General features: G+C 58.3%; 15 protein-coding genes. 8 read left to right on the top strand and 7 right to left on the bottom strand.

Annotation, left to right across the window (positions count from 1 at the left end; genetic code table 11):
* Nucleotides 1–133: 133 nt before the first annotated feature.
* The 4 genes from rpoH to ftsY form a co-directional block, all read right to left on the bottom strand.
* Entirely contained in the window at nucleotides 134–1,003 is an 870-nt protein-coding gene (rpoH, locus tag ACESMB_RS00985) for an RNA polymerase sigma factor RpoH (RefSeq protein WP_372925720.1), read from the bottom strand.
* A gap of 195 nt (nucleotides 1,004–1,198) precedes the next feature.
* Entirely contained in the window at nucleotides 1,199–2,197 is a 999-nt protein-coding gene (gene ftsX, locus ACESMB_RS00990; protein ID WP_372970740.1) for a permease-like cell division protein FtsX, read from the bottom strand.
* Complete coding sequence (ftsE, locus tag ACESMB_RS00995) at nucleotides 2,190–2,873, bottom strand: cell division ATP-binding protein FtsE (RefSeq protein WP_372925718.1); 684 nt, start codon at nucleotides 2,871–2,873, stop codon at nucleotides 2,190–2,192. The genes ftsX and ftsE overlap by 8 nt, the downstream gene beginning before the upstream one ends.
* Nucleotides 2,874–2,879: 6 nt before the next feature.
* On the bottom strand, nucleotides 2,880–4,091 hold the full coding sequence (ftsY, locus tag ACESMB_RS01000; protein ID WP_372925717.1) for a signal recognition particle-docking protein FtsY: 1,212 nt from the start codon (nucleotides 4,089–4,091) through the stop codon (nucleotides 2,880–2,882).
* 168 nt (nucleotides 4,092–4,259) lie between these two features.
* On the opposite strand from ftsY, the gene rsmD reads away from it, so the two are divergent.
* Nucleotides 4,260–4,859 (top strand): 16S rRNA (guanine(966)-N(2))-methyltransferase RsmD, encoded by a 600-nt coding sequence (rsmD, locus tag ACESMB_RS01005; protein WP_372970741.1) that lies wholly within the window; start codon nucleotides 4,260–4,262, stop codon nucleotides 4,857–4,859.
* A gap of 158 nt (nucleotides 4,860–5,017) precedes the next feature.
* Here rsmD and ACESMB_RS01010 read toward each other — a convergent pair whose 3' ends face one another.
* Nucleotides 5,018–6,196, bottom strand: a complete 1,179-nt coding sequence (locus tag ACESMB_RS01010) for a fatty acid desaturase (RefSeq protein WP_372925715.1) — start codon at nucleotides 6,194–6,196, stop codon at nucleotides 5,018–5,020.
* A gap of 206 nt (nucleotides 6,197–6,402) precedes the next feature.
* Here ACESMB_RS01010 and mutM point away from each other — a divergent pair, with 206 nt between their 5' ends.
* The 6 genes from mutM (at nucleotide 6,403) to ACESMB_RS01040 (ending at nucleotide 11,577) form a co-directional block, all read left to right on the top strand.
* The gene (gene mutM, locus ACESMB_RS01015; RefSeq protein WP_372970742.1) at nucleotides 6,403–7,227 is read left to right on the top strand and encodes a bifunctional DNA-formamidopyrimidine glycosylase/DNA-(apurinic or apyrimidinic site) lyase; all 825 of its coding nucleotides are present in this window, start codon (nucleotides 6,403–6,405) and stop codon (nucleotides 7,225–7,227) included.
* A gap of 179 nt (nucleotides 7,228–7,406) precedes the next feature.
* Nucleotides 7,407–7,736 (top strand): hypothetical protein, encoded by a 330-nt coding sequence (locus tag ACESMB_RS01020; RefSeq protein WP_372925713.1) that lies wholly within the window; start codon nucleotides 7,407–7,409, stop codon nucleotides 7,734–7,736.
* Between the two features lie 77 nt (nucleotides 7,737–7,813).
* A complete protein-coding gene (yrfG, locus tag ACESMB_RS01025) occupies nucleotides 7,814–8,503 on the top strand; it encodes a GMP/IMP nucleotidase (RefSeq protein WP_372970743.1) in 690 nt (229 codons plus the stop codon).
* Between the two features lie 41 nt (nucleotides 8,504–8,544).
* A complete protein-coding gene (hslR, locus tag ACESMB_RS01030) occupies nucleotides 8,545–8,952 on the top strand; it encodes a ribosome-associated heat shock protein Hsp15 (RefSeq protein WP_372925711.1) in 408 nt (135 codons plus the stop codon).
* A 62-nt stretch (nucleotides 8,953–9,014) separates the two neighbouring features.
* Nucleotides 9,015–9,869 (top strand): Hsp33 family molecular chaperone HslO, encoded by an 855-nt coding sequence (hslO, locus tag ACESMB_RS01035; RefSeq protein WP_372925710.1) that lies wholly within the window; start codon nucleotides 9,015–9,017, stop codon nucleotides 9,867–9,869.
* Between the two features lie 175 nt (nucleotides 9,870–10,044).
* The gene (locus ACESMB_RS01040; RefSeq protein WP_372925709.1) at nucleotides 10,045–11,577 is read left to right on the top strand and encodes a phosphoenolpyruvate carboxykinase; all 1,533 of its coding nucleotides are present in this window, start codon (nucleotides 10,045–10,047) and stop codon (nucleotides 11,575–11,577) included.
* 73 nt (nucleotides 11,578–11,650) lie between these two features.
* On the opposite strand, the gene ACESMB_RS01045 is transcribed toward ACESMB_RS01040, so the two are convergent.
* The gene (locus ACESMB_RS01045) at nucleotides 11,651–11,824 is read right to left on the bottom strand and encodes a DUF2897 family protein (RefSeq protein WP_372925708.1); all 174 of its coding nucleotides are present in this window, start codon (nucleotides 11,822–11,824) and stop codon (nucleotides 11,651–11,653) included.
* Between the two features lie 84 nt (nucleotides 11,825–11,908).
* Here ACESMB_RS01045 and ACESMB_RS01050 point away from each other — a divergent pair, with 84 nt between their 5' ends.
* A complete protein-coding gene (locus ACESMB_RS01050) occupies nucleotides 11,909–12,577 on the top strand; it encodes a DNA-3-methyladenine glycosylase I (RefSeq protein WP_372925707.1) in 669 nt (222 codons plus the stop codon).
* A 2-nt stretch (nucleotides 12,578–12,579) separates the two neighbouring features.
* On the opposite strand, the gene ACESMB_RS01055 is transcribed toward ACESMB_RS01050, so the two are convergent.
* Nucleotides 12,580–13,320, bottom strand: a complete 741-nt coding sequence (locus tag ACESMB_RS01055) for a DnaJ domain-containing protein (protein ID WP_372925706.1) — start codon at nucleotides 13,318–13,320, stop codon at nucleotides 12,580–12,582.
* Nucleotides 13,321–13,324 lie beyond the last annotated feature (4 nt).

Genomic DNA, 13,324 nt, shown 5'->3' on the forward strand with positions numbered 1-13,324 from the left:
TTGGAAGGGCCTGCCCACTTACTTCGGCCCGAAAGCTTGAGTTAACTCACAAGAGTTCGATTATACAAACAAAAACGCCACCAACCCCGCAAAGGGTGGTGGCGTTCTGACAAAGCCTGACATTTTTCCAGGCTTAAGCGGCAACCTCTTCCGTCGTCATCTGGGTACGGATCTTCTTCATGGCATTCTTCTCCAACTGACGAATACGCTCAGCAGACACGCCGTACCGGTCAGCCAGTTCATGCAAGGTAGACTTACTGTCTGACAACCAGCGCTCCCGCAGGATATCCTGGCTGCGCTCGTCCAGCAGCTCCAGCGCCGACATCAACCGACCATTGGAATCATCCGTCCAGTCCGACTGCTCCAACTGGGTAGCCGGGTTACTGCGATGATCCTCCAGATAATACGCCGGTGCCTGATAGGCATTGTCGTCGTCATCATCCTGGGGCCCATCGAAAGCCGTATCGTGGGACGCCAGCCGGCCTTCCATTTCGCGAACCACCTTGGGCTCGACGCCCAGATCGCTGGCCACAGCGTTGACCTCATCATGGCTCAACCACGCCAGACGTTTCTTCTGGCTGCGCAGGTTGAAGAACAGCTTACGCTGGGCCTTGGTCGTGGCCACCTTGACGATGCGCCAGTTACGCAGAATAAACTCGTGAATCTCGGCCTTGATCCAGTGTACTGCAAATGACACCAGCCGCACGCCGTATTCCGGGTTGAAGCGCTTGACCGCTTTCATCAGGCCAACGTTGCCTTCCTGGATCAGGTCAGCCTGGGACAGGCCGTAGCCGGCATAGCTGCGGGCAATATGGATAACGAAGCGCAGATGCGAAAGAACCAGCTCACGCGCCGCTTCCACATCACCGTCGTAATGCAAACGCTCCGCTAGACTGCGCTCTTCCTCGACAGAAAGCACCGGAATGCGGCTGGCCGCCTGAATATAGGACTCAAGATTGGCGCCCGGAACCAGTCTGTCGATGATCTGTAGATTCGTACCCATGCTTTATCCTCCGAACATGACGACCAATAAATATATCAATCTAACTGTTGACCGCCAAGTACTCTGCAAGTTCCCCATATTCCCACTAAAACGTTTAAAATCAACAAAATGGAAATAAGGCTGCTTTTCTGACTCTGCCTTCAACCTACGCCAGCAGAGCCTGTGTTTTCAATACGGTATTTCCGAAACCGGAGATCACCCGCCGGCAATCTCGCCGGGATCTATATCGTCGAGATGACGTTTCACCGCAACCCAGGCGCCAAGCCAGCCTAACAACATGGCGGCAATTATCAATGCCAGCGCGCCGTCGAAGCTCAGCCCGTTCAGGGAGAATTCACTGCGATAAAGACCCGCCAGGCGCTCCACCGGCCCACTGAGCCACCAGAGCGATAATTGCAGCAGGATCCACGCCACTATACCACCTCCCAGACCGAACCAGGCGCCGGTGTAGAGAAATGGCCGGCGCACAAAGGCATCGGTACCACCCACCAGCTTGGCTACCAGAATCTCGTCGCGACGATTTTCGATAGAAAGGCGCACCGTGTTGCCGATCACCAGCACCACGGCCGCTGCCAGCAACAGCGCCAGCGCCCAGACCGCGCGGCCCAGCAGATCTGTCATGGCATTGAGACGCTGAAGCCAGCCAAGGTCCACCTGTACACGCTCTACGCCATCCAACCCTTCAATAACCGTCAACAGCATTTCCACGCCGTCGGCAGTTCGGGAGCTTTCACTGGGCGTCACCAGCAGCGTATGCGGCAACGGATTCTCATCAAGGTAATCCAGAGCATCCTCGAGGCCGGAAGAGGCACGAAATTCACCCAGCGCGGTATCCCGGTCAATCAGTTCCACCTCCGCCACGCGGCTGTCATCAGCCACCTCGGCTTGCAGTGCCTGCGCCTCTTCAATAGACACGGAATCGTTCAGGTAGGCGGTCACTCGCGCGGAGCTTTCCCAACCGGCACTGACACCTTCGAGGCTGGCCAGCAACAACATCAGCGCAACCGGCAACGCCAGGGCAACGCCCATCACCGTCCAGGTCATCATGCTGGCAATCGGGGACTGCCACAGCTTTTGGGCGCTGTCCCGGGCCACTTTGCGATGATGACTCAGGTAACTCTCGGCCTGTTCGCGCCAGGGAGAGCGTGCACTTTTCGCGCCCCGGCTCTGCTGCCTGCGGGGATCATTAGCCACGCCCACCTCCCCCGGCGCCGACGCCGGACACCAGCCTGCCTTGCTCCAGTGTCAGCGTGCGACGACCGAGATCATTGATCAGGGCAATATCGTGGGAGGCGATCAAAACCGTGACCCCCACCTGACTGAACTCCGCAAACAGCCGCATGATATCGGCTGACAGTTCCGGGTCCAGGTTACCGGTGGGCTCATCCGCCAGCAGCACCGGCGGCTTGTTCACCACGGCCCGGGCTATGCCTACCCGCTGCTGCTCACCGCCGGACAGCTGCAAGGGGTTCATCTTTTCCTTGTTCAGCAATCCTACCTTGTCGAGGGCGGCACGAACACGGCGCCCGATATCGCGGGCAGGCGTGCCCATTACTTCCAGGGGCATGGCTACGTTGTCGAACACCGTGCGATCAAACAGCAACTGGTGATTCTGGAACACCACACCAATGTGGCGGCGAATGTAAGGCACCTGGCGCCGCGGCAGGGTATTGAGCACCTGCCCACCGACTATTACCTCACCGGCGCTGGGGCGCTCCATCACCATAATCAGCTTCAGGAGGGTACTTTTACCGGCACCGGAATGGCCGGTGAGGAACGCCAGCTCACCGCGTTCCAGACCAAAGTTGACCTGGCGCAGCGCGGTATGGTCGCTGTCGTAGCGTTTGGTGACCTGGCGGAACTCGATCATCGAGGGTTACTTCTCCGGGCTTTCGTCAAACAGCGCATTCACGAAGGTTCGGGCATCGAAGCTGCGCAGATCATCCACCTGCTCACCCACGCCGATGTACCGGATGGGCAACTGCAACTGCCGTGCGATGGCAAACACAATACCACCCTTGGCAGTGCCGTCCAGCTTGGTCAGGGTAATACCGCTGACCCCCACCGCCTGCTGGAAAACCTGGGCCTGGCTCAGGGCGTTCTGGCCGGTACCGGCGTCCAGCACCAGCATGACTTCGTGAGGTGCGCTGTCGTCCAGCTTCTTTATCACCCGCACAACCTTTTCCAGTTCGCTCATCAGATTGTCTTTGTTCTGCAGGCGTCCGGCGGTGTCGGCAATCACCACATCAACATCGCGGGACTGGGCCGACTGGACCGCATCGAAGATTACCGAAGCACTATCGGCACCAGTGTGCTGCGCCACTACCGGCACGCTGTTGCGCTCGCCCCAAACCTGCAACTGCTCAACAGCGGCTGCCCGGAAGGTATCCCCCGCCGCCAGCATTACCGACTTGCCGTCGCGCTGGAACAGCTTGGTGAGCTTGCCAATGGTGGTGGTTTTCCCAACGCCGTTGACGCCGACCATCAGGATTACGTATGGCTTCTTGGCGGTATCGATTTCCAACGGTTTGGTCACGTCCGCCAGCAGACCGTGGAGCTCCTCCCGCAAGGCCTGGCGCAGGGCCTCGCCGTCCTTGAGCTGGTTACGCTCCAGCTTGTCAGTCAGGGAATCAATGATTTCCGAAGTGGCAGTCACCCCCACATCTGCCATCAGCAAGGTGGTTTCAATCTCCTCCAGCAGGTCCTCGTCTACCTTCTTGCCAAGGGAGAACAGATCCGCAAAGCCACCTGTCAGATTGGCACGGGTTTTACCCAGTCCCTGACGGATACGTTCGAAAACACTGACCTGAGGCGCTTCAGGTTCTGGTTCTGGTTCCGGAGCTGGCTCCGCAGGGGCCGGCGCTTCAACCGGGGCTTGCTCCGCTGCGGGCGCTTCGGCAACCGGAGCGCTATCGGGCGCGGCTTCCTTCTCCTCGCCAACCTCGGGCCTGGCACCTTCCGGCGCTTCCGGCTTCTTCTGAGGCACCGGCTTCGGCCGCGGCACACGCCGACGGTTGGCGGCCACATCCAGAACAAACACAAGGACAAGAAGGGCCAGAAGGCCGATAGCAATCCACTCTGCCGTCATAGTCATACCATTTGGTTGTCGATTCGCGGGATAAAAGAAAGCCGGTATTCTAGCAGACTGCTTGCCCTAAGTGATGGCCGCAGGTGACTCGCCTGATAAACCTTCGTAACATATCGCCCACTGCTAACACAGACGCTCCAGAACCACGAAACAGAGGCCCTCTCGATAATGGCACGCAACCAGAAACCCCGGCCGACCAGCGGCGGCGAACTCCGCATCATCGGCGGCGACTGGCGCAGCCGTAAACTACGCTTCCCCGAAGCCGGCGGCGTACGCCCGACACCGGCGCGCACCCGCGAAACCCTGTTCAACTGGCTGTCATTCCACATCGCCGGCAGCCGCTGCCTCGACCTCTTCACCGGCTCCGGCGCCCTCGGCCTCGAAGCCCTCTCCCGCGGCGCCGGCACAACCGTCTTCGTCGACCACACCCCGGAACTGGCCCAGGCCCTGCGCAGTAACCTGCGCCTGTTAAAAACGGAAGACGGAGAAGTAGCCTGCCAGAACGTCGACACCTACCTGGCCCAGACACCGACCAAACCGTTCGACATCCTGTTCATGGACCCACCGTTCAGACAGGGCTGGCTGGAAAAACTGTTCCCGATGATTGCGAATAATGGCTGGGTAAAGCCGGGAAGCTGGATCTACGCGGAACACGAAAGCAAACTGCCGACACCCACCGCACCCCCGAACTGGACGCTGCACCGACAAAAAACAGCAGGCCAGGTGACCTACTGTTTGTACAGAGTGGAAGAATCAGAACCCAACTGAAGAAACCGCAACAGCGATCCCACAGTGGTCAAATCGGTCTCGGGGTGGGGTGCCTTTTCTGCCGGGAAAAGGTGTCTGAGCAAAGCGAGTTCTTTTCCCAGAAGAAAAGGCACCCCACCTCGGGACCAGACACCTGAACCCTCAGGCTAAAAGGATGATCACGGAGAAGGCCGAAGCGAATAAGCCCGCAAATGCGCCGCAAAGTCTTCCAGATAGCGAATACCACTGGCCTCCGCCTCCCGGCACCACTCCATCAGCGCCTGCAGCTTCTCCTGCGGCTTCAGACCACGACGGCGCCACAACGCCTGCAACTCATTGCTCTTCTCATAGATCTGACGCAACGTCGCATTGCGCTCCAGCACCGTCTCCAGATGCTCCTTCTCCTTCGGCTTGATCAAGGTCACCTCACGGGAAAGCAACCGCTTAAGACTTCGATAGCGTGGACGAATCTCCTCATCCATCAGCGCCTTCTGCTGGCGCAACACCGGTTCCATCACCCGCTTGCGATACTGGCGCATGATATCGAACCGGCTGTTGGTAATCGCCTGCACGGTTTCCACATCCATCTCCTGCTTGCCCGGCACATAATGGGCAATCGGCTTGAACCCCTTGGGCTTCGCCAGCCCGAAGAACTGGAACAGACGGATATAACCCCAGCCAATATCCACCTCGTACCAGCGGCGGGACAGCTTGGACGAATTGGGATAGGTGTGGTGATTGTTATGCAGCTCTTCACCGCCAATCAGGATGCCCCAGGGCGAGATGTTGCGGGCATTGTCCGCACATTCGAAATTGCGATAGCCCATGAAGTGGCCGATTCCATTGACCACACCGGCGGCCCACACCGGAATCCACATCATCTGCAGCGCCCAGATCCAGATACCGTGGACACCGAACAACAGCAGGTCGATCACCGCCATCAGCTGGATACCCAGCATCCGGTAGCGGCTATATACCTTGTTCTCAACCCAGTCTTCCGGGGTGCGCTGGCCGTAACGTTCCAGGGTTTCAGGAGTGCCCGCCTCGTCGTACAGCTCAGCCCCCTCGAAAAGCACCTTACGGATACCCAGAACCACAGGGCTGTGGGGGTCGTCCTCGGTTTCACACTTGGCGTGATGTTTACGATGAATAGCTGTCCACTGTTTGGTGTTCTGCGCTGTGGTCAGCCACAGCCAGAAACGGAAGAAATGTGCCAATATCGGATGCAGATCCAGCGAGTTGTGGGCAGAATGGCGATGCAGGTAAAGCGTCACGCTGATGATTGTGATGTGGGTAAGCCCCAGTGCAACCAGGATCAGCTGTATCACCGAAAGGTCCAGAAGACCGTTGTACCACATAGATTTTTCCTCGTTCGAAATCATAAGGTTGCAAAGTGCATGACGGGGCCCGGCATGAAGCCTGCGGCCTGACGGATCCGGTACTGCCCAACAACCGTATCTGGCCACTCTAGCGTACAGTTGTTAGCCGGAACAACCGCAATTGGCTGCGATTTTGTTACTGATTACACTCATCCGTCACTACCCGCGCTACTGGAGAAGCCCCCTTGCCCGAATTACCCGAAGTAGAAACCACCCGACGCGGCATCGCCCCCCATTGCGAAAACCGGACCATCACCAGGGTGACCGTACGCGATGGCCGCCTGCGATGGCCGGTGCCGGGTAATATCGCGGAGCTGTTGGAAGGCGCGGTCATCCAGAGCGTTGACCGCCGGGCCAAATACCTGCTTATCGGCGTCACCTCCGCCACGGTGGCGGGTTCCCTGATTGTGCACCTGGGCATGTCCGGCAGCCTGCGGGTAATCACTGACCAGAGCGAGCCACTGCCCCATGATCACGTCGAGCTGGAACTGGATCACGGCATCCGCCTGCGCTTCAACGATCCTCGCCGTTTCGGCTGCTGGCTCTGGTCGGAAACTCCGGACCAGCACCCGCTGATCGCCAGCCTGGGACCGGAACCCCTGGCATCGGAGTTCAACGGCCGCCGCCTCTATCAACTGTCGCGGGGCAAAAAGACGCCAGTAAAGTCATTCATTATGGACAATCATGTGGTGGTGGGGGTCGGCAACATCTACGCCAACGAAGCCCTGTTCAAGGCTGGCATACACCCCCGCCGCGCTGCGGGCCGTATCAGCCTGGACCGGTACAATCGGTTGGTGGAGGCCATAAGGGAAACTCTCAGCGCCGCTATTCTCATGGGCGGAACCACCCTCAGGGATTTCGTGAACAGCGACGGCAAGCCCGGCTATTTCGCGCAATCGCTATTGGTTTATGGCCGCACCGGGGAGCCCTGCAAGGAATGTGGGCAAACGTTGAAGGAGATTCGCATGAACCAGCGTTCGACGGTTTACTGCAGCAATTGCCAGCGCTAGACAACTTTTGAAACAGAAAAATCGTTTGAAAATGCGCAAATATGATTCATAGTTAACAGAGTATTAATAAACATAAGCTACACTGAGGCTATGTGAATCCCCGGCACCCTGAGGCAGGGTGCCATCGGCAAGTCAGACTCGCCGATCAAGAATGCCGACCAAGCCAGGAGAGACAAGAAATGACCGGTAAGATTTCCCACATCGTTATTACAGCCGTAGCGGTATGCCTGCTGGCTTTTTCCTCTGTCGGCCATGCCCAGGCTATCGATGAAGAGCCTTCCGCCCTGGCAATGACCGGCGATGCGCTTTTCGTGCGCCCGGCCCTGTTCGCCACCACCATCATCGGAAGTGCCGTTTACCTGGTGTCACTGCCATTCTCCGCACTTGGCGGTAATGCCGCAGAAGCAGGGGAAGTACTGGTCGTCGGTCCTGCCAAGGCAACCTTTGTTCGCTGCCTGGGCTGCACCCGCACTGGCAAAAAGCCAGAGACCATCGAGCAGGACGACTGATCCGTAAAATCCCGCCTTGCCAATTTACGCATTCTTCGGCAGCCTGAAGTGAAACCAATTTCAGGCTGTTATTGTTTATGGTGAACTGGCACTCCCTTGATACCGTGTTCCTGGATATGGACGGAACGCTGCTGGACCTGCATTTTGATAATCACTTCTGGCTGGAACACCTGCCCAGGCGTTACGCCGAACACAACAACCTCAGCCCTGAAGAAGCCCGTGACACCATCATCCCCATGATCACGGCCGAAAGGGGATCCCTGAACTGGTACTGCACGGATTACTGGAGTAACCGGCTGGATCTGGACATCACCGGCCTCAAGGCCGAAGTCGGGGAGCGCATTGGCTATCGGCCCCATGTCACCGATTTTCTCGATGCGGTGAAGAGCACTGGCCTGCGCTCTGTCATCGTAACCAACTGTCACCCGGACCCACTCAGCCTGAAACTGCAGCGCACGGGCCTGGACAGCCGTGTGGATAACATTATTTCCAGCCATCAGCTGGGCAAGCCCAAGGAAGATCCGGCCTTCTGGCAGGATCTCGCCGGCATTGAAGCCTATCAGCCAGCGACGACCCTGATGATTGATGACAGTTTCCCGGTACTGGAAAGCGCCCACACGGCCGGCATCGCCCAGTGTCTCGCGATCCTGGCGCCAGATAGCAAGCAGACTGCCCGCGACAGACACCCGGACATCCCCTCGATTCATCACTTCGATGAAATCCTGCCGGCCCTGCGTCAGCGCCGGCCCCTGCCATCCGGCCAGTGAGACAGCTATACTATGGCTATACGCTCATCAGGTGAGGAGACATGACGGCGACCACCACTGACGACACCCGCGTACGACTCGACAAATGGCTGTGGGCAGCACGCTTCTATAAAACCCGCAACCTAGCCAAACAGGCCATCGAAGGGGGCAAGGTTCACTACAACAGCCAGCGAACCAAACCCGGCAAACTGGTGGAGCCTGGCGGGAAAGTGACGTTGCGACAGGGATGGCAGGAGCGCATCGTCATCGTGGACGACATCAGCGAACGCCGCCAGGGCGCCCCGGAAGCACAAAAGCTCTACCACGAAACGGAAGACAGCGTGAAACGCCGGGAAGAACTCGCCTGGCAGCGCAAAACCATGCAGGCGGCGCAATTGCCCCCGGCCCGGCGGCCCTCCAAGAAAGATCGCAGGGACATCCAGCGCTTCCGGGAACAGAACGGGCTCTAGAGTTCCGGGCTTCCCACCTCAATGATTACCCATTCCGACTTTAACGTTCAGGAGAAAACACCATGGCATCCCGGGACCAGTTCCAGCGATTTATGTTTGAAGACAGCCAGGTCCGGGGAGCCTGGGTCAAACTGAATGACAGCTACAGCGAAATCGGCAACCAGGCACCCTACCCGGCGTCGGTAAGGCGCATGCTGGGGGAATCCCTTGTGGCCAGTGTGTTAATGAGCAACACCCTCAAATTTGAAGGCACTCTCTCCCTGCAGGCCCAGGGCAAGGGACCGTTGCGCACGCTGATGGCCGAATGCAGCCACGACCGCTTCATCCGCGGCCTGGCCCGCTATGACGAGCATGCGGTCACCGAAGACTCCCTCGACGCACTACTTGGCGGGGGTCGCATGGCCATCACCATCTCCCCGGAAAAGGGCCAGCGCTATCAGGGCGTGGTGCCCCGGGAGGAGGAAAATCTGGCAGGTTGCCTGGAAGAATACTTTGAGCGCTCCGAACAGATTCCCACCAGTTTTTTCCTGTTTGCCGATGAAAACTGCAGCGCCGGCCTGATGCTGCAAAAACTGCCCGGCGACACTGAACAGGATTCGGACCTGTGGGATCGACTCAACCACCTGGCCAGCACGGTAGAAGCCGAGGAACTGCTGACCCTGGACAGCGAAACCCTCCTCCATCGACTGTTCCACGAAGAAACCGTTCGCCTGTTCGATGCCGAACCCGTCGCCTTTCGCTGCAGCTGTTCCCGGGAGCGGACACTGGGGGCGCTGGAGGCCATCGGCAAGGAAGAATGCTACAGTATTCTGGAGGAACAGGGCTCCATCGAGATGGATTGCCAGTTCTGTCGCGCACACTATCGCTTCGATAGAAACGATATTGATCACCTTTTCACCGGTCATACGTTACACTGAATGTTCGGCTTAGCGGTCTGGAAGCCAGTCACAGAGCGGCTTCCGGGGCAGTCGTTTTTTACCGGCGCCTCTGGCATAATAGCGCGCCTGAACTGACCCGATTGCTCAGATTTCCGTCAATTTTCAGGGGGGACGGCCTGAACAATCACGATCACATCCCGAGGGCGAGGTCGAAGTGAGCAACACTTATAATGATCTGAGTGCAGCACAACTGGTTGAGCTGGCACTGGAAAGACGTGAAGGCCAGCTGGCCGCAAACGGTTCACTGGTGGTAAAAACCGGCGAGCGCACTGGCCGCTCCCCGATGGACCGCTACATCGTGGAGGAGCCAAGCACCTCCGACGACATCCACTGGGGGCCCATCAACCGCCCGTTTGACGCGGAAAAGTTTGATGCCCTGTGGGACCGCGTAGAAGCCTACATTGCCGAGAAAGACAGTTTTGTAAGCCACGTACACGTTGGCTCCGACCCGGAACACTATCTGCCGGTTCGCATGACTACCGAAACCGCCTGGCAGAACCTGTTTGGTCAGAACCTGTTCATTCGCCCGGACAGTTTCAACCCGGCCGACAAGCAGGAATGGCAGATCCTCAACGCAGCAAACTTCGAGTGCGTGCCCGAGCGCGATGGCACCAACAGCAACGGTTGCGTGATCATAAACTTTGCCAGGCGCAAGGTACTGATCGCCGGCATGCACTACGCCGGCGAAATGAAAAAGGCCATGTTCTCGGTGCAGAACTTCCTGTTGCCGGAAAAAGACGTGCTGCCCATGCACTGCTCCGCAAACGTGGGTGAAGACGGCGAGACCTGCCTGTTCTTCGGTCTTTCCGGCACCGGTAAAACAACACTTTCCGCGGATCCGGAGCGCTTCCTGATCGGCGACGATGAGCATGGATGGGGCCCGGGCACCGTTTTCAACATCGAAGGCGGCTGCTACGCCAAGTGCATCGACCTGAGCCAGAAAAACGAACCCATCATCTGGGATGCCATCCGCTTTGGTGCCATTGTTGAAAATGTCACCATCGACCCGGACACCCGCGAGCCCGATTATAGCGATGTCTCCCTCACCGAAAACTCCCGCTGCGCCTACCCGCTGGAGCACGTTGAGAAACGAGTGGTTGAGAACCGCGCGGGCGAGCCGTCACACATTGTTTTCCTGACCTGTGACATGACCGGCGTACTCCCGCCAGTGTCCATCCTCAGCAAGGAAGCAGCGGCCTATCACTTCCTCAGCGGCTACACTGCGCTGGTTGGCTCTACTGAAATGGGCTCGTCTTCCAAGCTGAAAGCTACCTTCTCCACCTGCTTCGGCGCGCCCTTCTTCCCGCGCCCGGCTGGCGTATACGCCGAGCTGCTGATGAAGCGCATGGACGAGTTTGGCAGCAAGGTTTTCCTGGTTAACACAGGCTGGACCGGTGGTCCCCACGGCGTGGGCGAGCGCTTCAGCATCCCCACCACCCGTGGCATCATCGCCGCAATCCAGAATGGCGATCTGGACGACACTGAAACCGAACACCTGCCTACCCTGAATCTGGATGTCCCAGTGGATGTGCCCGGTGTCGACAACAACCTGCTGAACCCGCGCAATACCTGGGCCAGCAAGGAAGACTACGACGCCAAGGCTGCAGAACTGATTGGTCAGTTTGTCGAGAACTTCAAGAAGTTTGATGTCTCTGACGCCATTGTGGAGGCCGGGCCGAAAGCGTAAGCCCGCCTGTTCTGAAAAAAGCGCCCTGCTCTAGGAGTACGGCGCTTTTTTCTGGCTGAAAGGACGTGAATTATCACTGTTCCCGGTCCTCCGCACTTTCCTCGGCTTCAATTTCTGCCTTTCGCTCCTGGATTTTCTTCATTTTTTCTTTCGATATCGGCATCTTGCCACTGTCACGCAACATGAACAGCCCGCCAAGTACCAGGGCAATGGCACCAAGAAGGAAGACCCATCCTATCGTTGGCATAAGCATGACTCCCTGACCGGATTGGTTTCCTTTATAGTGGACCACTCAGCTTCAAACCTACAACCAGATTTCGGATATTACTTGATGTCCTTTGCCCGAATTTACAATCACGCGGCTGCCCGCAAGGGAGGAGAAGTCGAATTACGCACACTTCTGCCCCGGGTGGCAGGGCCCGGTGAACTGGAAGCCCTGGGTGACGACCGCTACCTGTCTGAAGTTACCCGCTGTGTGTTCAAGGCCGGCTTTGTATGGCGGGTGATCGAGAACAAGTGGCCGGGGTTCGAGGCCGCGTTCAAGGGTTTCGTTCCACTCTACTGGCAGCAGGTACCACCGGATGTACTCGAGGAGCTGGCACAGGATGAACGCATCGTGCGGAACATGCAGAAAATCCGCACCGTGCCCGAGAACGCCCGCATGATCGTGGATGGTGCCCGTGAGCAAGGCAGTTTCGGGGCTTTCCTGAGCCACTGGCCTTCGGACGACCAGGTCGGGCTGCTGATGTGGCTCAAGCGCCACGGCGCCCGGTTGGGCGGCAACACCGCCCAGTATTTCCTGCGCAGGGTTGGCTGGGATGGTTTTATTCTCTCTTCGGACGTGGTGGCCGGGCTGCACCGGGAAGAACGGCTGGACGCCACACCGGGCAGCAAAAAAGCCCTGGTCCAGGCGCAGGCAGCCTTCAACGACTGGCACCGGGAGACCGGCCTGCCCTACAGCCACCTGTCCCGGATACTGTCCTACTCCGTGGGCGAATAACGTCACTCGCCGAGCAGAACTTCCTTGGCCTCGTTGATACGGGCGGCAAAATAGTTGCTGCCGCCGCGGTCCGGGTGCATCTTCTGCATCATGCGGCGGTGCGCCTGAATGATGTCGTTGCGGGTGGCATCAGGCTCCACCCCAAGGATATCCCGGGCTTCACTCTCGGAAAGTGCGCCACCATGATACCGCTCTTCGCTTTCGCCATGCTCGCTGTTGCCACTGGTGCCAGGGTCATCTGATCGCCAGGAATCGCCAAAGCGGCGATCCAGGTAGGTTTCCAGCAGCCGCGCGGAATCCGCATCATGCTGCCTGCAGTACTGCAGCAGTTCAATAAACTCGCCTTCGCCCAGACCCGACAGCTCGCGACCTGCCATGGGGCCTTTCAGTACCTCGCCGGTCATGTCTCCGGAGTCATGGTCCAGCGTCATATCAAGGATGTCGCTGGTAACGTGGGACTCGTTGCCGGTTCGGGCTTCGGCTCCACCGGCCCCGCCTCCAAGCCCACCGGACATGCCACCACCCAGCAACGCCGGCAGGAAACGACGCAGCAGCGGAAACAGGAATCCCAGCAGTGCAAACAGGAAGTGCAGGCGGCCCGTCAATGCCATAACCACCACCATAAGGATGCCGGAAAACAGCACCAGTTTGATAATGGCGGGTTTACGCTGGCTGGCCGGTTGGCTGCGTAGCCAGAACCATGCAACAACCGCCAGAATAAGGACCAGAAACGTTAATGGCACAATG

It is taken from the genome of Marinobacter sp. (assembly GCF_041686475.1).
Taxonomy (GTDB): Bacteria; Pseudomonadota; Gammaproteobacteria; order Pseudomonadales; family Oleiphilaceae; genus Marinobacter.